Raw genomic sequence first — 19,616 nt, 5'->3', positions numbered from 1 at the left:
GGCCGAGCGGGCTGATCGATCCACGACAAGCGGCCGCTAGGGTTTGCCGCGTGTCGAGCTCGAAACCGCCCCGCCGCCCCGCCCCGCCTCCCGGCCTCCTCATCGTCGACAAGCCCGCCGGCATGACGTCGCACGACGTCGTCGCCCGCGCCCGCCGGATCATGGGCACCCGCAAGGTCGGACACGCCGGCACGCTCGACCCGATGGCCACCGGTGTGCTGGTGCTCGGCATCGAGCGCGCCACCAAGCTGCTCGGTCACCTGGCCCTGGACCGCAAGACCTACCTGGCCACCCTCAGCCTCGGCAGCAGCACCACCACCGACGACGCCGAGGGCGAAGTCCTCACGACCGCGGACACGAAGGCCACCACCGACGAAGACATCGCCGCGGGCATAGCCAAGCTCACCGGCGACATCCAGCAGGTCCCCAGCGCGGTCAGTGCGGTCAAGATCGACGGCAAGCGCGCCTACGCCCGCGTCCGCGCCGGCGAGGACGTCGTCATCCCGGCCCGCCCGGTCACCGTCTACCGGTTCGACGTCCTGGCCGTCCGGCACGAGGAGGACCACGTCGAGGTCGACGCCGTCGTCGAGTGCTCCTCGGGCACCTACGTCCGCGCGCTGGCCCGCGACCTCGGCGCGGACCTCGGCGTCGGCGGTCACCTGAAGGCCCTCCGGCGCACCACCGTCGGGCCCTTCACCCTCGCCAAGGCGAGGACGCTCGACCAGCTCGAGCAGCAGCCCGAACTGAGCCTCGACCTCGACGCCGCCGTCGCCGCCGCGTTCCCGCGCCGCGACCTCGACGCCGCCACGGCGAAAGCGGTCCGCCACGGCCAGCGCATCCCGGCGGCCGGCGTCGAGGGCACCTACGGGCTCTTCGGTCCCGACGGCCGGGTGCTCGCACTGGCCGCCGACGAACAGGGCGTGTCCCGCGCGGTTGTCGTGTTGCTGCCCGCCTAGGGTGGGCTCGAGAGACGGGAGTCTGACGTGCTTCGGTGGCGTGGGCTGGGGGACCTTCCCGGCAGCTGGGGCCGGTGCGTGGTCACCATCGGCGTGTTCGACGGTGTCCACCGCGGACACCAGGAGCTGATCAGCCGGACGGTGGCGGCGGCGGCCGAGCGCGGCCTGCCGAGCGTGATGCTGACGTTCGACCCGCACCCGTCGGAGGTGTTGCGCCCGGGCAGCCACCCGGCGCAGCTGACGACGTTGCGGCGCAAGGCCGAGATCGTCGAGAGCCTCGGCGTCGACGTCTTCTGCGTGCTGCCGTTCACCCTCGAGCTGTCCCGGCTGCAGCCGGAGGAGTTCGTGCACGAGGTGCTGGTCGACCGGCTGCACGCGGCCGCGGTGATCGTCGGCGACAACTTCACCTTCGGCGCCAAGGCGGCCGGCGACGTCGAACTGCTGCGCGCCCTCGGCCGCCGGTTCGGCTTCGCCGCCTACGGTGCCGAGCTGCAGGGCAAGGAACTGTCCGAAGAGGACCAGTCGGCCATCACCTTCTCGAGCACCTACGTCCGGTCGTGCATCGACGCCGGTGACGTGGTCGCCGCCGCCGAGGCGCTCGGCCGCCCGCACCGGCTGGAGGGCATCGTCGTCCGCGGTGCCGGCCGCGGCCACGACCTGGGCTACCCGACGGCGAACCTGTCGACCCCGCGCTTCGCCGCCGTCCCGGCCGACGGCGTCTACAGCGCGTGGTTCACCCGTTCGGCTGACCCGACGCGCCGGTTGCGCGCCGCGGTCTCGGTGGGCACCAACCCGACCTTCTCCGGCCGCGAGCGGACCGTCGAGGCCTTCGTCCTCGACGTCGACGAGGACTTCTACGGCCAGCACGTGGCCATCGACTTCGTGGCGCGGCTGCGCGACCAGGTGCGGTTCGCCGACTCGGCCGGGCTGGCCGCGCAGATCGACGAGGACGTCGTCGCCACCCGCAAGGCGCTCTCCGACGGGGACGAATAGGGGATTCCGCGTCCGTTCCCGTGACGGCGATGGCAAGATGCTCACGGACGGTGTGCGCGAAGCGGGGTTAGGGGAGCGGGACTGGTGGAGGACCACAAGATCGTCCAGCGGAACATCGCGTTGCAGCGCGAGTGGTACGGGGAGCCGCTCGGCGACCGCGTGCGCCGGCTCGTCGTCGCGTTCGACGTTTCGCAGGCGTTCCTGGCCGAGGTCCTCGGGATCAGCGCCCCCATGCTCAGCCAGGTGATGAGCGGGCGGCGGGCGAAGATCGGCAACCCGGTCGTGCTGGCCAGGATGATCATGCTCGAGCGCAAGATCCTGGTGCCCGAGGTCGCCGCCGGCAACCGCGAAGCGATGCTGGCCGCGATGGAGGACGTCCGCGACTCCCGCCCGACCGTCGGCCGCGACAACATCCCGGTGGTCAACGAAGACCAGAAGGTCCTCGCCTACCTGCGCGACCTGGCCGAGGACGAGGACCTCGGCGAGGCCGCCAAGCGCCTCGACGACGAGTTCCCGGCCATCGCCGACCTGCTCCGCCGGGCGGGCAACGGCGCCTGATGCCGGTCCTGTTCAGTGCGCTGCTCCCGCCGGACGACGTCGTCGGGGAGATCACCGCGGCCCTGGGCGATCGGCAGGACGGCCTGCGCTGGGAGCCGCCGGAGCGCTGGCACGTCACCCTCGCCTACTACGGCCAGGACGACGTCGGGACGCGCGCCGCCTGGCTGGGCGAGCGGCTGGCCGGGCGCGGCGGCGTCGACGTCCGGCTGGAAAAGGCCGCGACGTTCCCCGGGGTGCTGTGGTTGACTGTCGCCGGACCGGAGCTGACGCCGCTCGCGCACGCCGCGGGCGCCGGCGCCGAACCGAGGCCCTACCGGGCCCACCTGACACTGGCGCGGTTCCCCCGGGAAGAACCCGGGCTCGCCGCGCGTTGGACTTCCACGCTGGCCGGTTTCACCAGCCGGCGGTGGCGCGCCACCAAGGTGGCGCTGATGACCAGCGAGCGCGAGCCGGGTGGTCCCCGCTACCGGGTGGCCCGCGTCTTCGAGCTGGACCGCGCCTGAACAGCCTGTTCAGCGGGCTGGTAACCTCAACGACCGGGTCCGGCTGCAGTCCGTGGCGGCCGTGACCGTCTTCCCGGCGTGCATCCGGCGTCCGGGGCCGCACGGCACTGATTATTTCGAGGAGCAACACAAGTGGCGCTGTCCACCGAAGAGAAGAAGTCGATCCTGGCCGAGTACGGCGTGCACGACTCGGACACCGGATCCCCCGAGGCCCAGGTGGCGCTGCTCACCAAGCGCATCGTCGGCCTCACCGAGCACCTCAAGGCTCACAAGCACGACCACCACTCGCGTCGCGGGCTCCTGCTGCTGGTCGGCCGTCGCCGCCGGCTGCTGAACTACGTGATGAAGGTGGACATCGAGCGTTACCGTGCGCTGATCCAGCGCCTCGGCCTGCGCCGATAGCTTCAACCGAGGGGGAGTGACCACGCGGTCGCTCCCCCTCGTCACCACACGGCGCGAGCGCGCACGAGGGTCCGTCCGCCGGTCCTCGGTAGTGGTTCCCGGGAAGCGTCCCGGGAGCTTCGATCGAAGACCGGCCTCATTCCTCGAGCGTCCTCAGGCGAAACGGGTCCCAGGGTGGGAGACTCGCGCCAGTAGAAGGAACCAAAGAGGAGAAGCATCTATGACCGACTCCACCGGAGTCACCGTGCACGAGACCGAAGCCGTCATCGACAACGGCCGGTTCGGCACCCGCACTGTCCGCTTCGAGACCGGTCGCCTGGCCCGCCAGGCCGCCGGCGCCGTGGTCGCGTACCTCGACGAAGAGACCATGCTGCTCTCGGCGACGACCGCGTCGAAGCACCCGAAGGAGCACTTCGACTTCTTCCCGCTGACCGTCGACGTCGAAGAGCGCATGTACGCCGCGGGCCGCATCCCGGGCGCGTTCTTCCGCCGCGAGGGCCGCCCGTCGACCGACGCGATCCTCACCGCCCGCCTGATCGACCGCCCGCTGCGCCCGTCGTTCGCCGACGGCCTCCGCAACGAGATCCAGGTCGTCATCACCGTCCAGAGCCTCAACCCGGACGACCCGTACGACGTGCTGGCCATCAACGCCGCGTCGGCGTCGACCCAGATCGCCGGCCTGCCGTTCTCCGGCCCGGTCGGCGGCGTGCGCGTCGCCCTGATCGAGGACCAGTGGGTCGCGTTCCCGACGTGGACCCAGCTGGAGAAGGCCACCTTCAACATGGTGGTCGCCGGCCGCATCGTCGGCGATGACGTCGCGATCATGATGGTCGAGGCCGAGGGCACCGAGCACACGCTCGACCTGATCGCCGCCGGCGGCAAGGCGCCCGACGAGACCTCGGTCGCCGAGGGCCTCGAGGCCGCCAAGCCGTTCATCAAGGTCCTGTGCGAGGCGCAGCAGCGCCTGGCCGCCGACGCCGCCAAGCCGACCGGCGAGTTCCCGGTCTACCCGGCATACCAGCAGGACGTCTACGAGGCCGTCGCCGCGATCGCGACCGACGACCTGGCCCGTGCGCTGCAGATCGCCGGCAAGCAGGACCGCGACGCCGCGACCGACGAGGTCAAGGCCGCCGTCATCGAGAAGGTCGGCCTGGGCGAGGGCGAGGCCTTCGAGGGGCGCGACAAGGAGATCGGCGGGGCGTTCAAGGCCCTGACGAAGAAGATCATGCGCCAGCGCGTCCTCACGGAGAAGATCCGCATGGACGGCCGTGGCCTCACCGACATCCGGTCGCTTTCGGCCGAGGTCGCCGTGATCCCGCGGGCGCACGGTTCGGCGCTGTTCGAGCGCGGCGAAACCCAGATCCTGGGTGTCACCACGCTGAACATGCTGCGCATGGAGCAGCAGATCGACTCGCTCTCCCCGGAGACGACGAAGCGCTACCTGCACCACTACAACTTCCCGCCCTTCTCCACCGGGGAGACCGGCCGCGTCGGTTCGCCGAAGCGCCGCGAAATCGGCCACGGCATGCTCGCCGAGCGCGCCCTGGTGCCGGTGCTGCCGAAGCGTGACGAGTTCCCGTACGCGATCCGCCAGGTCTCCGAGGCGCTGGGCTCCAACGGCTCGACGTCGATGGGCTCGGTCTGCGCGTCCACCATGGCGCTGTACAACGCCGGCGTGCCGCTGAAGGCGCCGGTCGCGGGCATCGCGATGGGCCTGGTGTCCGATGAAGTGGATGGGGAGACGCGGTACGTCGCGCTGACCGACATCCTCGGTGCCGAGGACGCCCTCGGCGACATGGACTTCAAGGTCGCCGGCACCAAGGACATCATCACCGCGCTGCAGCTCGACACGAAGCTCGACGGCATCCCGTCGGAGGTCCTCGCGGCCGCGCTGAAGCAGGCGAAGGACGCCCGCAACACCATCCTCGAGGTCATCGCCGAGGCGATCGACAGCCCGGACGAGATGAGCCCGTTCGCGCCGCGCGTCACCTCCGTGAAGATCCCGGTCGACAAGATCGGCGAGGTCATCGGCCCGAAGGGCAAGATGATCAACTCGATCACCGAGGAGACCGGCGCCGACATCTCCATCGAGGACGACGGCACGATCTACGTGGGCGCGGCCGACGGCCCGTCGGCGGAGGCGGCGATCGACAAGATCAACGCCATCGCCAACCCGCAGCTGCCCAAGGTCGGCGAGCGCTTCCTCGGCACCGTGGTGAAGACGGCCGCGTTCGGCGCGTTCGTCTCGCTGCTGCCGGGCAAGGACGGCCTGGTGCACATCTCCAAGCTGGGCAACGGCAAGCGGATCGCCAAGGTCGAGGACGTGGTCAACGTGGGCGACAAGCTCCGCGTCGAGATCGCCGACATCGACAACCGCGGCAAGATCAGCCTGATCGTCGTCAAGGAGGACGAGGCCGCCAAGCCCGCCGAGGGCGACGAGAAGAAGGCCGACGCCGACAAGGCCGACGCCAAGTAGCACGACCGCGGCTTCCCGAGGGGCACTTTCACGTGAAAGTGCCCCTCGGTGGCATCTTGAGTAAGGAACCCATGGCACGGCAGGTTTCCGGGCACGAGCAGCCCGTCGGCACCACCCGCACGCTGGAGTCCACTTCGGACGGTGCGGTCGTCAAGCGCAGCGTCCTGCCCGGCGGCCTGCGCGTGATCACCGAGCACGTCCCGGCGTCGCGCTCGGCCACGGTCGGGCTGTGGGTCGGCATCGGCTCCCGCGACGAGCCGGCCGCCGTCGCCGGCGCCGCGCACTACCTCGAGCACCTGCTGTTCAAGGGCACGAAACACCGCGACGCCACGCAGATCGCCGAGGAGATCGACGCGGTCGGCGGCGAGTTCAACGCCTTCACGGCGAAGGAGCACACCTGCTACTACGCGCAGGTGCTCGACGCCGACCTCCCGCTCGCCATGGACCTGGTCACCGACGTCGTGTTCGACGCCCTGTGCACCGACCGCGACATGGACATGGAGCGCAGCGTCGTCCTCGAAGAGATTTCGATGCGCGACGACGACCCCGAGGACCTGCTGCACGAGACGTTCGTGACGGCCATCCTCGGCGACCACCCGCTCGGCCGCCCGGTGCTCGGCACCGAGAAGTCGATCGTGGAGATGTCCCCGGCCGCGCTGCGGAACTTCTACAAGCGCCGCTACACGCTGCCGCGCATGGTGCTCTCCGTGGCCGGCAACATCGACCACAACCAGGTGCTGCGGCTGGTCCGCAAGGCACTCGGCGAGCGCCTGGCCGGCACCGCGACGCCGATCGCGCCGCGCGAGGGCCGCGCCCGGATCAAGACGCTGCCGAAGCTGGCCCTGCACACCGACGACACCGAGCAGGCGCACGTCATGCTCGGCCTGCGGTCGCTGTCGCGCCACGACGACCGGCGCTTCGCGCTGTCGGTGCTCAACGCGGCCCTCGGCGGCGGCATGTCGTCGCGGCTGTTCCAGGAGATCCGCGAGCAGCGCGGGCTGGCGTACCAGGTGTATTCGTCGGTGGCGAGCTACGCCGACACCGGGCACATGGCCGTGTACGCGGGCTGCCAGCCGGAGAAGCTCGGCGACGTCGCCGGCGTCATCCGCGAGGTGCTCGACAAGGTCGGCGTCGACGGCCTCACCGACGCCGAGGTCGCCCGTGCGAAGGGCCAGCTGCGCGGCGGGCTGGTGCTGGGCCTGGAGGACACGTCGTCGCGGATGTCGCGGATCGGCAAGAACGAGCTCAACTACGGCCGCTACCTGGGCGTCGACGACACGATCGCGCGCATCGACGCGGTGACCACCGAGGACGTGTGTGCGCTCGCTCGCACTTTGTTCGCCCGGCCCGGTGGCGTCTCGGCGGCGGCGGTGGTGGGGCCGTACGCTCACGCCGACGACCTTCCTGACGACCTGCACGAGGTGATCGCTTCATGACCATCAACGTCGGTGTGCTCGGCGCGCGCGGCCGCATGGGCGCGACGGTGGTGAACGCCGTTGAAGGCGCTTCGGACATGAAGCTCGTCGCGGCGCTGGACGCGGGCGACGACTTCGCGGCGCTGGCCGACGCCCAGGTGGTCGTCGACTTCACCCACCCCGACGCCGTCATGGGCAACCTGGAGTACCTGGTCGAGCACGACATCCACGCGGTCGTCGGCACCACGGGCTTCAGCGACGAGCGGTTGGCGTCGCTGCGCGCGCTGCTGGAGCCGAAGCCGTCCCTGGGCGTGCTGATCGCGCCGAACTTCGCGCTCGGCGCGGTGCTCGCGATGCGGTTCGCGGCCCAGGCGGCGAAGTTCTACGCCTCGGCGGAGATCATCGAGCTGCACCACAACCGCAAGGCCGACGCGCCTTCGGGCACCGCGGCGCACACCGCCCGGATGATCGCGGCCGCGCGCGCGGAAGCGGGCGTGGAGCCGGGCCCGGACGCGACGACGTCGGAGCTCGACGGTGCTCGCGGCGCGTTGGTCGAGGAGGTCCGCGTGCACTCGGTCCGGCTGCCGGGCCTGGTGGCGCACGAGGAGATCCTGTTCGGCGGCGAGGGGGAGACCCTGACCATCCGCCACGATTCCCTCGACCGGACGTCGTTCATGCCGGGCGTGCTGCTGGGCGTGCGCGAGGTGCTGAAGCGCCCCGGCCTGACGGTCGGCCTGGAAAACGTCCTCGACCTGTGAAGGCCCGCAATGTGGCGCTGCTGCTGACGGCGGCGCTGGTCGTGTACCTGTTCCTGCTGGCGGACCGGGCGTTCGCCCTGTTCAAGACGGGCACGGGCGTCGGCATCGCGCTGGGCGCGGGGGTGCTGCTGTTGCCGATCCTGGGTGTCTGGGTGGTCGTCGTGACCTGGCGCAACGGCCTGCAGATCCAGCGCCTGTCCCGGCGGCTCGACGCCGAAGGCGCGCTCCCGGACGTCTCGGACCTCCCGCGCCGGCCCTCGGGCCGCGTCGACCGCGAGGCGGCCGACGCGTGGTTCGAGGAGCGCCGCGCGGAGGTGGAGGCCGACCAGGAGAACTGGCGGGCCTGGTACAAGCTCGCCTACGCGTACGACATCGCGGGCGACCGCCGCCGGGCGCGCGAGACGATGAAGAAGGCCGTCGAGCTGGAAGCCGCCGACCGCTGACGCCGGCTCGCCCGGTGGCGACCGCTCAGTGGTGCAGCCACCCGGCGAACACCGCGGGTGACGCGGCGATCAGGCTGAAGCGGATCCACCGCCCGGCGAGCCCGGTCGTCACGAACATCACCGGCCGCATCCGCACCAGGCCGGCCAGCACGCTCGTCGCCATGAACGGGGGCAGGCCCACCAGGGAACTCACCCCGTACGTGCCTGCCATCCAGTGCGGGTGGCGGTGGCACCGCTCGCGGAGCCGGTCGAACCACGCGCGCACCCGCTTCGTCCGCAGCTGCCAGCGCACCCGCCGGGGCGTCATCGGGCGCTCGCGGTGCAGCCGGTCGAGCAGCGGCTTCGGCAGCTTGATCGTGCCGCGAGCCGCCAGGTAGTACAGCGTCTTCCCGGCCACCTGGCCGACGGCCACCGCCGCCCCGAGCCACAGCCAGTGCAGTCCCGGCTGGGTGGCGCACAATCCGATCAGGAACACCTCGGCGCTGACCAGCGGCACGATGGCCGAACCGAACGCGACGCCCAGCGTCAGCAGGATCCAGCTCATCGTGTCACCTCCGAAAATCGCTCGCGTTCGTCCAAGTTACCGATTCGGCCGCTCCCGGCGCACGGGGGTTAACCCCCCTCTGCGGCCGGTGGTCCGCACCAGAAGATCACCTGCTCGACGGCTTCCCGTCACCCGTCGCCGGAACACTGGCGGGGTGGCCGCCGAACAACCCATTCCGCCCGCTGACCGATTCGGGGCCCTGTGCCGGGCCGTCGTGCGCGTGCTGCCACTGGGGCTGTCGCGGGTCGTGGCGCCGACGTTTCTCGGGTTCTGCCTCATCAACGGGTTCACGTTCGGCGTCGACCTCGCGCTGCTGACCGTCTTCCACGGGCTGTTCGGCTGGCCGGTGTGGCTGGCGATCACGCTCGCGTACGGCTGCGCGTTCGGGCTGAGTTTCGCGCTGAACCGGACGTTCAACTTCCATTCCCACGCGGCCGTCGGAATCCAGCTGGCGCTTTACATCGTGGCGATTGCCGTCAATTACGCGGCGTTTTTGCTGGGTGTCGGCGCGGGACTGACGGCGCTGGGCGTCGAATACCACGTCTCGCGGCTGCTCGCGGGCGCGTGCGAGGGCGTGTTCATGTACGCCGTGCTGCGGTGGGTGATCTTCCGGGACTCAGCTCAGGGTGAGGTCGAGGGTGCCGGTGAGCCGGACCTCGCGGAGGGTGCGCTCGCCGGTGTCGAGGGTGCGGACGGTGCCGTCGGGGTGCCAGCCGGCCCGGCGGTAGAAGCCGAGGGTGGCGTGGTCGCCCTGCGCGACCCAGGCGATGCCGCGGGAAGCCCCGTCGGCCCGCAGGCCCGCGGCGGCCGTCGCGAGTAGCCGTCCGGCGTGCCCCCGGCGTCCCCACCGCGGCTCGACGAGCAGGGTGGCGATCAGCCCGGTCGTCTCCGCGTCCTCGGGCAGGCTCCCGTCGGCCTGGGCGACCTCGTCCTCGGGCGCGCGGCCGGCGACGCAGAAGCCGACGGTGAACTCGCCCTCGGTGGCGACGTAGACGAGGCTGCCGGGGTAGTCGATGGTCTCGGTCCAGGTGCCGGCGAGGTCGGTGGCGTCCAGCTGCGCGAGGGCCTGCTTGCCGAGCAGGTCCTCGTAGGCGGCGTGCCAGGTTTCGCGCTGGATGCGGGCGATCTCCGCGGCGTCGGACAGATCGGCGGGACGGACGGCGGCGTCGCTCATGGGCTGAAGATATCGGGGCGCCGGTTTTTGTCGGTGGTGGGTGGCACCATGAGTTCACCATGCAAACGATCAGCGTCTCGACGGCCCGGAAGACGTTCCTGGCCGCACAGGGCTTCACCGACCCGCGTCCCTCCGGCGTGCCTTCGCGGCAGCACCTGAAACGGGTGCTGTCCCGGGTCCAGTTGCTGCAGCTGGACTCGGTGAACGTCGCGGTCCGCGCGCACTACATGCCGGTGTTCTCCCGGCTGGGCGCGTACGACCCGGCGTTGCTCGACGAAGCGGCGTGGGCGCATTCGGCGCGCCGGCCGCGGCTGCTGGTGGAGACGTGGGCCCACGAGGCGAGCCTGCTCCCGATCGAGGACTGGCCTCTGATCCGCTCGGGCGCCAAGCGCGACGGCTGGTGGCGGCACTACGGGTCGTTGATCGAGAAGTCCCCGGGCCTGGTCGAGGAGATCCTGTCGGTGGTGAAGGAGCTGGGCCCGATCGGCGCGGGCGGCATCGAGCGCGCGGTGGCGGCCGACGCCCAGCGGCGCGGGCCGGGCTCGTGGTGGGAGCGCTCGGAGGTCAAGCGCGTCTGCGAGTACCTGTTCGGGATCGGCCAGCTGACCACGGGCACGCGGCGGTCCTTCGAGCGCCTCTACGACCTCACCGAGCGGGTGGTACCCCCGGAGATCCTGTCCCGGTCGGTGTCGGCGGAGGAGGGCGCCCGCGGCTTGATCTCGCGCTCGGCCCGGGCACTGGGGGTGGCGACGGAGACGGACCTGCGCGACTACTACCGCCTCGGTCCGGCGCCGGCCCGCCAGGCGGTGGCGGAGCTGGTGGAGGCGGGCGAGCTGGAGCCGGTCACGGTCCGGGGCTGGAAGCAGGTGGCGTACCGGCACACGGCGGCCCGGCTGCCGCGGAACGTGACGGGCCGGGCGCTGCTGTGCCCGTTCGACCCGTTGATCTGGGAGCGGGCCCGGACGGAGCGGTTGTTCGGGTTCCACTACCGGATCGAGATCTACGTCCCGGAGCCGAAGCGGGTGTACGGGTATTACGTGTTCCCGTTCCTGCTGGACGGCTCGTTGGTGGCGCGGGTGGACCTGAAGTCCGACCGCGCGGCGGGGGTGCTGCGGGTGCAGGGAGCGTTCGCGGAGGAGGGGGCGGACGTGGCCCGGCTGCTCCCGGAGCTGGCGGCAGAGCTGCGGCACACGGCGGAGTGGCTCGGGCTGTCGGGCGTGGCGGTGGGTTCCCGCGGCGACCTGGCGGCACCGCTGGCGAAGCTGGTCCGCTGACCCTTTCCCGGCCGGTTCTCGAGCGCCCCAATGTGGCGTTCGTTGCGTCCAGCGCAACCAACGCCGCATTGGGTGCGTCCGGCGCACCGAACGCCGCATTGGGTGCGTCCGGCGCACCGAACGCCGCATTGGGTGCGTCCGGCGCACCGAACGCCGCATTGGGTGCGTCCGGCGCACCGAACGCCGCATTGGGTGCGTCCGGCGCACCGAACGCCGCATTGGGTGCGTCCGGCGCACCGAACGCCGCATTGGGTGCGTCCGGCGCACCGAACGCCGCATTGGGTGCGTCCGGCGCACCGAACGCCGCATTGGGTGCGTCCAGTGCACCGAACGCCGCATTGGGTGCGTCCAGTGCACCGAACGCCGCATTGGGTGCGTCCAGTGCACCGAACGCCGCATTGGGTGCGTCCAGTGCACCGAACGCCGCATTGGGTGCGTCCGGCGCACCGAACGCCGCATTGGGTGCGTCCGGCGCACCGAACGCCGCATTGGGTGCGTTCAGCGCACCGAACGCCGCATTGGGTGCGTCCGGCGCAACCAACGCCACATTGGGGCGCTTCAGGGTGTCCGGTGGCCGGACGAAACGGCGGCCGGGTCGAGGCGGGTGCTCGGTGGCGTGGCCGGGGCCGGGGCCGTCCGGTCGATCCGGGGGTCCGGTGAACACCCCGGTGCGAACAGCCGCGACCCGGCCACCGCGCCGGCCAGCGCTGCGCCCGCCAGTGCCGCCGCCAGCCGTGCCCGGGCTCGCCGTCGCGATGTGCGGGCCGCGCGGACCAGGCCCGGCAGCAACGAACCCCGGGGCACGACCGGCCCCAGCAGCTCCACCGTCGTCTCGCGGGGCACCACCGACAGGATTCCCGGCATCCCCGCGAACGACGCCACCGCCGCCGCGCACGAGCCGCAGCAGGCCAGGTGCTGCTCGTACTCGCGGCGCTCTCCGGGCGACAACGCACCGAGCACGTACGCCGCGTCCCACTCGCCGTACGGATCGCTCAACGCCTCGTCAACCCCCTCTCCTGCAACGCCAGCCGCAACGCGCGCAGGCCGTAGAACAACCTCGAGCGCACCGTTCCCTCCGGGACCTCCAGCTCCGCCGCCAGCTCCGCGACCGACTGCCCCATGTAGTAGGCGCGGACGATCACCGTCCGGTGGTCTGGAGTCAGCTGCGTCAGCACGTCCGTGATCACCCACGCGTCCAGCGCCGAGTCGATCGGGTCCGTACGCGACACGTCCGGCAGGTCCGGCGACCGCACCTCCCGGCGCGACCGCGCGCTGCGGCGCTCGTCGATCACCACGTTGCGCGCCACCGTGAACAGCCACGCGCGCGACGCCGGTTCGCCCTGCTCCAGGATCTCCGGGCTGTTCCACAGCCGCAGCAACGATTCCTGGACGACGTCCTGGGCGAGCTGGTCGTCACCGGTCAGGCGCAGGGCGTACCGCCACAGCGCAGGTGCGTGCTCGTCGTGCAGCGCCTGGAGCAGGGCCGTGTGCGTCTCGTTGATGGCGCACCCACCCGGTCAGCGCGCGATCCCGCTGCCGAACACCGGTTCCCGTTTGCCGAGGAACGCGCTGGTGCCTTCGCGCATGTCGGGACTCGTGAACGCCGAACGGAACGCCGACAGCTCCAGCTCCAGGCCGTCGTCCACGGTGCGGCCGCGGCTGGCGTTCAGGGCCTTCTTCGCCAGCGCCACCGCGTCGCGCGAGTTCCGCGACACCGCCGTGATCGTCGCGCGGGCCCCGGCGAGCATGGCTTCGCGGCTGTCGAACAGCTCGGTCACCAGCCCGATCCGCTGCGCCTCCGCCGCGTCCACGTGGCGGCCGGTGAAGATCAGCTCGCGGGCCCGGCCGGGCCCCACCTGGCGGCGCAGCCGGACGCAGCCGCCGAACCCTGGGATCAGGCCCAGCAGGACCTCCGGCTGGCCGAACACCGCCTTCGGCGTCGCGTAGACGAAGTCGCACGCCAGCGCGAGTTCGCAGCCGCCGCCCAGCGCGTAGCCGTCCACGCAGGCGATCACCGGCACCGGCAGCCGTTCCAGTGCCCGGGTGACCTCCTGGCCGAGCGCCCCGAACTCCGCTCCCTGCGAAGGATCCAGGGCCGCCATCTCGCGGATGTCGGCCCCCGCGACGAACGCCGGTCCCGGCGCGCCGGTGAGGACGACGCCCGCGACCGCCGGGTTCCCGCCCAGCGACGCGCACGCGTCGAGCAGTTCGGTGAGCACCCGGGACGACAGCGCGTTGCGCGCCGCCGGCCGGTCCACGGTCACGGTCGCCACGGGCGCCTGCAGGTCGACTACGACGGTCCGGTCCATGCTGTCTCCCTCACGAGTCCCAGATCGCGCCGAAGGCCGGAACCCCGCGGGCTTCCAGCGCCTCGACGACGTGCCACGTTGTCTTCTTGTTCGAAATGCAGATCACTGCTTCCGCGTCGAAGTCCCGGTGCGCGCTCAGGGCCAGTTCGACCAGATCGGGTTTGCCGGCGCTGTCGGTGTCCCACACGACGGCGTCCGGCTGGACGGCGAGGATTTCGTCGACGAGCTCGTCGCCGTAGGTGCGCCGCGGGTGGCGGGTCGACCACACGAGCCGCGCGGGCGTCTCGCCGGACAGCAGGTGTGGCAGGCACGGGCCGATCCCGCTGCCGGTCGCCACCCAGACCACCCGGCGGAACAGCTTGTCGATGTTGCCGACGCCCGCGGTCGGGATGCCCTTCACCCACAGGTGCGACGGCAGGTCGTCGATCAGGGCGCCGGTCCAGTCGCCGGCCCGGGACACCGTCAGCCGGAACCCGGTTCGCCCGGGCGCGGGCACGTTCGCGAAGGAATGCCACTCCAGCAACGGGTTCCGGCTCAGCGCCGTCGACGAACCGGCGAACGGCGTGACGCCGTAGTCGAACGACAGGAGCGCCACGTGCGGCGACGGCCGGGTGATCCGCACCGGCACCCGCCGCAGCCGCAGCCACGGCAGCGCCACGCTCGTCACGACGACCAGCAGCACCCAGAACGGTCCCGAGCCCACGAAGTCTGGCCCGGCCAGCAGCACCGAGTGGACGGTGAACAGCACCAGCAGCGACCAGCCGCCGAACCGGTGCGAGCGCTCGAACAGGTCGTGCCGCCGGGCCCGCAGCCGCGGCAGCGCGAGCACGATCATGCCGGTGAGGACCACCGCGATCGCCCAGCTGGTCAGCAGCAGCGCCGCCGGCCCGCCGCGGGCGGTGAGCACGCCGGTGAGCACGAAGAACCAGGCGGTGGCGCAGAGCGTGCCGCCGACGTGCAGGCCGCCGAAGTGGTAGACCTTGCCCAGCGTCCAGCGCAGCCGCAGCGAACGCCGCAGCGGCGCGGCGGTCGCCAGCCGGAACAGCAGGTTGATCACCAGCTGCTGGCGGATCACCACGGCCAGGGTCAGGTTGCCGAGCACCAGCCACGTCAGCACGCCGACGTCGAGCGGGCCGGCGGTGGCGGCGACGACGTTGCCGGCGACCACGGCGGCGGCCAGCCGGTTGTGGTGGGTCCACGGCCGCCGCTTCAGCCGGGCCCGCACGGACTCCGTGGCGGTGGGCAGCGTCGCCGTCATGCCACCGTCTCCGCGGGTTCACGACTGTCCAAACGCGACAGCAGGGCGCGCCGGTCGACCTTGCCCCGCTCGGTGAGCGGCAGGTGGTCCACCGGGACGATCATCGCAGGCACGCTGTAGTACGGCAGCGCGGCTTCCGCCGAACGGCGGATCAGCTCCGGCTCGGCCGTCGAGGGAGTCACGAAGCCGACGAGCCCGCCCTCGTACAGCAAGGTGGTGGCCCGTTCGCAGCCCGGCGCCCGCTCCAGCGTCGCGGTGACCGCGTCCAGCTCGACGCGGAAGCCGCGCACCTTCACCTGGTCGTCGGTCCGCCCGTGGTGCTCCAGCTGCCCGTCGGTGGTCCACCGGACGAGGTCCCGGGTGCGGAACATCCGGTGCGCGCCGCCGAGGAAGGGGTCCGGCCGGTAGCGCTCGGCGGTGAGGACGTCGTTGCCGGCGTACCCCGCCGTGACGCACGCGCCGCCCGCCCACATCTCGCCGACCTGGCCGATCGGGCACGGTCTCAGCTCGTCGTCGAGCACGTACACCGTGGTGTTCGGCACCGGGCGGCCGATGGTCAGCCGGCCGAGCCGCGGGTCGTAGCGCTGCACGGTGTTGACGATGGTCACTTCGGTGGGGCCGCAGGCGTTGTGGAAGCGCGCCCGCCGCGACCAGGCGTCGGCCAGCGCGATCGGGCACCGTTCGCCCGCCACGGCGACGGTCCGTACCCGCGGGCAGGCCCGGGGGTCCACTGTGGACAGCACGCCCGGCGTGGCGATGAGGACGTCGGCTTCGCGGGCGGTCTCTTCGATGTCCTTGCCGCGGACCAGCAGGCAGCCGCCGTGCGAGAGGGTGCCGAGGATTTCCCAGGCGGCCATGTCGAAGGCGATGTTCAGCAGCTGCGCCACGCGGTCGCCGGGCCGGATGCCGAGCGAGCCGGGCGCGGTCAGCAGGACGTTGGCGAGGTTCGCGTGGGTGACCTGCACGCCGTTGGGCCGCCCGGTCGTCCCGGACGTGAAGATCACCATCGCGGTGCCGCCGCCGGTCACAAAAGGAGCGTCGTGGTCCGGGTGCTCACCGTCGACGGCGACGACCCGGCCGAGGCCGGCGGGCAGCGCGGCGGCGTGCTCGCGCGTGGTCAGGACGACGTCGATGCCCGCGGTGGCCACGATGTGCCGCAGCTGCGCGGCGGGCGTGATCCGGATGTCCTGCGGCACGTACGCCGCGCCCGCGCGGAGCACCGCGAGGATGCCGACCACCATCGGGATCGACCGGGTGAGGAACAGCCCGACGTGGTGCCCGGGCCGCACCCCGAGGCGGGCGAGCGCGGCGGCGAGCGCCGCCGATCTGCGCTCGAGTTCGGCGTACGTGAGCGATTCACCCGAGTGCACCACGGCGAGCGCGTCCGGACGGACTCGCGCCTGCGCCAATACGGCGTCATGAATGCGGTGGAACGGAACCCCGGCGGGATTTCCGGTGCCGAACCGCTGGAACAGCACGCGGTCGGCGGCGGTCAGGCCGGACAACGAGGAGGGGCGGATCAGCGCGGACACTCGGTCACCTTTCGCCAGGCCGGCGCGGTCAACCGTTGTGAACGAGACAGCCTCGCGATTTGTTCAAGACGAAGTCGAGAAATCCGTGTGTAATCACCTGAAACGGAATTTCGACGAATTCACCCTTCGTTCGCCGGATTTCTGCCGAGCGTGCTCTCTGGTATTTCGCGCGAACGGGCCGTTCCCGGTGCCCCCACCGGGAACGGCCCGTTCCTCCCCCTTGCTCACCCCGCCGCGCGCGTCACCACGGCGTTGCCGGTGCCCGTGCGGGCGCGGACCTTCAGCTTCACGCCGCCCTCGGGGGCGGTGTCGGCGACGTCCAGCTCACTGGAGACGCGGCCGCCGCTGGAGGTCAGGTCGACCTCGGCGGACGTCCCGCCGCGGATGCCGATCCGGACCTCGCCGGAGCCGGTGATCAGGTCGAGCGTGCCCGACGCGGCGTCGGCCACGGACAGGTCGCCGCTGCCGGTGCGGGCCATCACCTCGCCGGAGACCGCGCCCAGCCAGACGTCGCCGGTGCCGGTCGCCAGCGTCGCGGACCCGCTGATCGACGACGCCTCGACGTGGCCGCTGCCGCTGCGCAGCTGCAGCCCGCCCAGCGTCGGCCCGAGCTTGACGGCGCCGCTGCCGGTGCGGATGGTGGCCGAGCCGTCGGCGCGGTCGAGCTTCACCTCGCCGGAGCCGGTGAGCAGGTCGACGCGGCCGGCCGAGCCGGTCACCGTGACGTCCGCCGCGCCCGCCCGCACCTCGACGTGCGAGCCTGCCGGCGCGTGCACCTTCACCGCGAGCGCGACGTTGCGCAGCTGCCACGCCTTCGGCGCGCTCACGACCAGCCGGTTGCCGAGCTTCTCGATCCGGCTCTGGTGCACCGCCTCGGCGGGGGAGGCGCCCGGGTCGACGCCCAGCTGGTCGCCGAAGCGCTCGCCGACCCAGGACAGCAGGCTGTTGACCCCCGCCACCCACGGCTGCTGCTCGCCCTGGTCGTGCCGCAGCTCGACGCGCGCGCCGGAGTCGCCTTCGAGGACGACCTCGACGCGGCCGATCGTGACGCTCACGTCCAGCTCCAGCGGGACGTCGGTCTCGAACTCGTCGATCCGGACCAGTTCGGTGTTGTCCTCGTCCGGCTCTCCGGCCGGTGTGGTCTGCTCTTCGCTCATCGGTTCCGTCCCCTCAGCCTTCGACCCAGCCGTGCAGGTGCGATCCGCTCCCGCCGCTTTTGCCGTGGTGCTTCTGGCCACCGCTCCAGCCCCCGCCGTGCCCCAGCGCGCCCTGGACCGCCTGCGACACGAACGTGTTCAGCGAGACGCCCTGGGCGGCGGCCGCGCGCTCGGCCTGGCCCTTGATCTGCTCGACCAGCCGGAGGGTGATCCGGCTGATGTCACCGCCGTCGATCGGTGGTGGCGGAGTGGTGTCACGTGGTGTCTCGCGTGCCGTCGTCTCCTCGGCGGTGCCGGTGACGACCACGCGGACGTCCCGGCCGTCGAGCCGGACGTCGACGACCTGGCCCGGCAATGCGGCCGTGACCTCGGCGGCGAGGTCGGCGAGGGCGTTCATCAACGTCAGGCGGACGGCGGGTTCGAGCGCGGAGGACAGCAGCGCGGCCGCTCGCCGGGTCTGCTCGTCCCCGGCGGCAGCCGTGTTCGCGAGGTCCTCGCGAAGGTTGGCGATGTACGGCGTCAGGTCCATGACACCACTATGACGTCAAGGGTGGTGTCAGTCAAGGCGGCGGTGGTGTCACGTGTCCCCCGGGAGTGACCGCCCTCACGCGGTTAGGCTGCGCGGAAGCCGGAGAAGGAGTGCTGACGTGACCGCAACCGTGTCACCCAGAGTGCAGCTGATCGCGAAGACGGAGTTCTTCCCGCCACCGGACGTGCCGTGGTCGACCGACGCCGACGGCGGCGAAGCGCTCGCCGAGTTCGCCGGTCGCGCGTGCTACCAGTCGTGGCAGAAGCCGAACCCGGCCACCGCGACCAACGCCGGCTACCTCGAGCACATCATCGACGTCGGTCACCTGTCGGTGCTGGAGCACGGGTCGGTGACCTTCTACATCACCGGCATCTCCCGGTCGCTGACCCACGAGCTGATCCGGCACCGCCACTTCTCCTACTCCCAGCTCTCGCAGCGGTACGTCCCGGAACGCGACGCCGAGTTCGTCGAGCCGGCGGTGATCGCGAACGACCCGGTGCTGCACGAGAAGTTCGTCGCCGCGACGCGGGCGAGCGTCGACGCCTACACCGAGCTGCTGGCCGGGCTCGAGGAGAAGTTCGCCGACGTCCCGGGCGCGACCCTGCGCCGCAAGCAGGCCCGCCAGGCCGCGCGCGCGGTGCTGCCGAACGCGACCGAGACGCGGATCGTCGTCACGGGCAACTACCGCGCCTGGCGGCACTTCGTCGCGATGCGCGCCACCGAGCACGCGGACGTCGAAATCCGCGAGCTGGCCGTGGAGTGCCTGCGCCAGCTGCAGAAGGCCGCGGCGAACGTGTTCGCGGACTTCACCATCTCGACGTTGCCCGACGGCACGGAAATCGCCACGAGCCCGAAGGTTTTGGAAGGCTGATGAAGCGACTCGCGATCGATGTCCGGCCCGGCGAGTACGCCGTGGTGCGGCTGCCCGCCGACGCCGCGGTGCCCGCCGAGCTGTTCGAGCCCGGCGAAGCGTTCGTGTCGGTGACGCGGACGCCCGAAGAACTGTCCGTCATCTGCCCGGCGGGCCGCGAGCCCGGCGGGGCCACGGCGGCCGAGGACGGCTGGCGGCTGCTGTCGGTGCGCGGCCCGCTGGAGTTCACGCTCACCGGCATCATCGCGGCGCTGGCCTCGGAGCTGGCCGCGGCCGGGGTGGCGCTGTTCTCGATGTCGACGTACGACACCGACCACATCCTGGTCCGTGGCACCGACCTCGACCACGCGGTCACGGCGTTGCGCGAGTCGGGCCACGAGGTCGCCCACGGCTGACTTTTCGGGGCCGTTTCCCGGGGTATCCGGGGGACGGGGTGGGCCCAGTCACCCTTGAAAAAGAAAGTT

General features: G+C 71.7%; 21 protein-coding genes and 1 pseudogene. 13 read left to right on the top strand and 9 right to left on the bottom strand.

Annotated elements, in window-relative coordinates; all coding sequences use genetic code 11:
- Window positions 1-50 precede the first annotated feature (50 nt).
- The 9 genes from truB to BLW76_RS34870 all read left to right on the top strand — a co-directional run bounded on the left by truB (window position 51) and on the right by BLW76_RS34870 (window position 8,504).
- Window positions 51-956, top strand: a complete 906-nt coding sequence (gene truB, locus BLW76_RS34910) for a tRNA pseudouridine(55) synthase TruB (protein WP_091315604.1) — start codon at window positions 51-53, stop codon at window positions 954-956.
- 27 nt (window positions 957-983) lie between these two features.
- Window positions 984-1,949: a bifunctional riboflavin kinase/FAD synthetase gene (locus tag BLW76_RS34905; RefSeq protein ID WP_167384845.1), complete on the top strand. Its 966-nt coding sequence runs from the start codon at window positions 984-986 to the stop codon at window positions 1,947-1,949.
- Between the two features lie 84 nt (window positions 1,950-2,033).
- A complete protein-coding gene (locus BLW76_RS34900) occupies window positions 2,034-2,507 on the top strand; it encodes a helix-turn-helix domain-containing protein (protein WP_091315600.1) in 474 nt (157 codons plus the stop codon).
- Window positions 2,507-3,010, top strand: a complete 504-nt coding sequence (gene thpR / locus BLW76_RS34895; protein WP_091315598.1) for an RNA 2',3'-cyclic phosphodiesterase — start codon at window positions 2,507-2,509, stop codon at window positions 3,008-3,010. Before BLW76_RS34900 ends, thpR begins: the two co-directional genes overlap by 1 nt.
- Before the next feature lie 132 nt (window positions 3,011-3,142).
- Window positions 3,143-3,412 (top strand): 30S ribosomal protein S15, encoded by a 270-nt coding sequence (gene rpsO / locus BLW76_RS34890; protein WP_003084034.1) that lies wholly within the window; start codon window positions 3,143-3,145, stop codon window positions 3,410-3,412.
- A gap of 220 nt (window positions 3,413-3,632) precedes the next feature.
- Window positions 3,633-5,888: a polyribonucleotide nucleotidyltransferase gene (locus BLW76_RS34885; RefSeq protein ID WP_091315595.1), complete on the top strand. Its 2,256-nt coding sequence runs from the start codon at window positions 3,633-3,635 to the stop codon at window positions 5,886-5,888.
- A 71-nt stretch (window positions 5,889-5,959) separates the two neighbouring features.
- Entirely contained in the window at window positions 5,960-7,324 is a 1,365-nt protein-coding gene (locus tag BLW76_RS34880; protein WP_091315592.1) for a M16 family metallopeptidase, read from the top strand.
- Window positions 7,321-8,061 carry a 4-hydroxy-tetrahydrodipicolinate reductase gene (gene dapB, locus BLW76_RS34875; RefSeq protein ID WP_091315590.1) on the top strand — a complete coding sequence of 247 codons (741 nt, stop codon included), beginning with the start codon at window positions 7,321-7,323 and terminating at the stop codon, window positions 8,059-8,061. The genes BLW76_RS34880 and dapB overlap by 4 nt, the downstream gene beginning before the upstream one ends.
- The gene (locus BLW76_RS34870; RefSeq protein ID WP_167384844.1) at window positions 8,058-8,504 is read left to right on the top strand and encodes a tetratricopeptide repeat protein; all 447 of its coding nucleotides are present in this window, start codon (window positions 8,058-8,060) and stop codon (window positions 8,502-8,504) included. Before dapB ends, BLW76_RS34870 begins: the two co-directional genes overlap by 4 nt.
- Window positions 8,505-8,529: 25 nt before the next feature.
- Here the strand turns inward: BLW76_RS34870 and BLW76_RS34865 are convergent, their stop codons facing one another.
- Complete coding sequence (locus BLW76_RS34865) at window positions 8,530-9,048, bottom strand: YqaA family protein (RefSeq protein ID WP_091315587.1); 519 nt, start codon at window positions 9,046-9,048, stop codon at window positions 8,530-8,532.
- Here BLW76_RS34865 and BLW76_RS34860 point away from each other — a divergent pair.
- Window positions 9,002-9,598: pseudogene (locus BLW76_RS34860) on the top strand (GtrA family protein); the annotation flags it as partial. The gene BLW76_RS34865 and the pseudogene BLW76_RS34860 sit on opposite strands and share 47 nt — an antisense overlap.
- Window positions 9,599-9,664: 66 nt before the next feature.
- Here the strand turns inward: BLW76_RS34860 and BLW76_RS34855 are convergent.
- On the bottom strand, window positions 9,665-10,222 hold the full coding sequence (locus BLW76_RS34855; RefSeq protein ID WP_091315584.1) for a GNAT family N-acetyltransferase: 558 nt from the start codon (window positions 10,220-10,222) through the stop codon (window positions 9,665-9,667).
- Between the two features lie 59 nt (window positions 10,223-10,281).
- Between BLW76_RS34855 and BLW76_RS34850 the strand changes: the two genes are divergently transcribed.
- The gene (locus BLW76_RS34850) at window positions 10,282-11,496 is read left to right on the top strand and encodes a winged helix-turn-helix domain-containing protein (RefSeq protein ID WP_091315581.1); all 1,215 of its coding nucleotides are present in this window, start codon (window positions 10,282-10,284) and stop codon (window positions 11,494-11,496) included.
- 558 nt (window positions 11,497-12,054) lie between these two features.
- Here the strand turns inward: BLW76_RS34850 and BLW76_RS34840 are convergent.
- The 7 genes from BLW76_RS34840 to BLW76_RS34810 all read right to left on the bottom strand — a co-directional run bounded on the left by BLW76_RS34840 (window position 12,055) and on the right by BLW76_RS34810 (window position 18,281).
- A complete protein-coding gene (locus BLW76_RS34840; RefSeq protein WP_091315579.1) occupies window positions 12,055-12,492 on the bottom strand; it encodes a zf-HC2 domain-containing protein in 438 nt (145 codons plus the stop codon).
- Complete coding sequence (locus tag BLW76_RS34835; protein ID WP_091315577.1) at window positions 12,489-12,998, bottom strand: sigma-70 family RNA polymerase sigma factor; 510 nt, start codon at window positions 12,996-12,998, stop codon at window positions 12,489-12,491. Before BLW76_RS34835 ends, BLW76_RS34840 begins: the two co-directional genes overlap by 4 nt.
- A 15-nt stretch (window positions 12,999-13,013) precedes the next feature.
- Window positions 13,014-13,805: an enoyl-CoA hydratase/isomerase family protein gene (locus BLW76_RS34830; RefSeq protein WP_091315575.1), complete on the bottom strand. Its 792-nt coding sequence runs from the start codon at window positions 13,803-13,805 to the stop codon at window positions 13,014-13,016.
- Window positions 13,806-13,815: 10 nt separating this feature from the next.
- The gene (locus BLW76_RS34825) at window positions 13,816-15,063 is read right to left on the bottom strand and encodes a ferredoxin reductase domain-containing protein (protein WP_091315573.1); all 1,248 of its coding nucleotides are present in this window, start codon (window positions 15,061-15,063) and stop codon (window positions 13,816-13,818) included.
- The gene (locus BLW76_RS34820; RefSeq protein ID WP_091315572.1) at window positions 15,060-16,595 is read right to left on the bottom strand and encodes an amino acid adenylation domain-containing protein; all 1,536 of its coding nucleotides are present in this window, start codon (window positions 16,593-16,595) and stop codon (window positions 15,060-15,062) included. The genes BLW76_RS34825 and BLW76_RS34820 overlap by 4 nt, the downstream gene beginning before the upstream one ends.
- A gap of 224 nt (window positions 16,596-16,819) precedes the next feature.
- Window positions 16,820-17,752 carry a DUF4097 family beta strand repeat-containing protein gene (locus tag BLW76_RS34815; protein ID WP_091315570.1) on the bottom strand — a complete coding sequence of 311 codons (933 nt, stop codon included), beginning with the start codon at window positions 17,750-17,752 and terminating at the stop codon, window positions 16,820-16,822.
- A 13-nt stretch (window positions 17,753-17,765) separates the two neighbouring features.
- Entirely contained in the window at window positions 17,766-18,281 is a 516-nt protein-coding gene (locus tag BLW76_RS34810; protein ID WP_091315567.1) for a toxin-antitoxin system HicB family antitoxin, read from the bottom strand.
- A gap of 118 nt (window positions 18,282-18,399) precedes the next feature.
- Between BLW76_RS34810 and thyX the strand changes: the two genes are divergently transcribed.
- On the top strand, window positions 18,400-19,152 hold the full coding sequence (gene thyX, locus BLW76_RS34805) for an FAD-dependent thymidylate synthase (protein ID WP_091315566.1): 753 nt from the start codon (window positions 18,400-18,402) through the stop codon (window positions 19,150-19,152).
- Window positions 19,152-19,547 (top strand): ACT domain-containing protein, encoded by a 396-nt coding sequence (locus tag BLW76_RS34800; protein ID WP_091315563.1) that lies wholly within the window; start codon window positions 19,152-19,154, stop codon window positions 19,545-19,547. The genes thyX and BLW76_RS34800 overlap by 1 nt, the downstream gene beginning before the upstream one ends.
- Window positions 19,548-19,616: the final 69 nt, after the last annotated feature.

The sequence above is a fragment of the Amycolatopsis tolypomycina genome, assembly GCF_900105945.1.
Lineage (GTDB): Bacteria > Actinomycetota > Actinomycetes > Mycobacteriales > Pseudonocardiaceae > Amycolatopsis > Amycolatopsis tolypomycina.
Note: the sequence above shows the minus strand (reverse complement) of the source record. Positions and strands in the feature narration are given on the sequence as shown.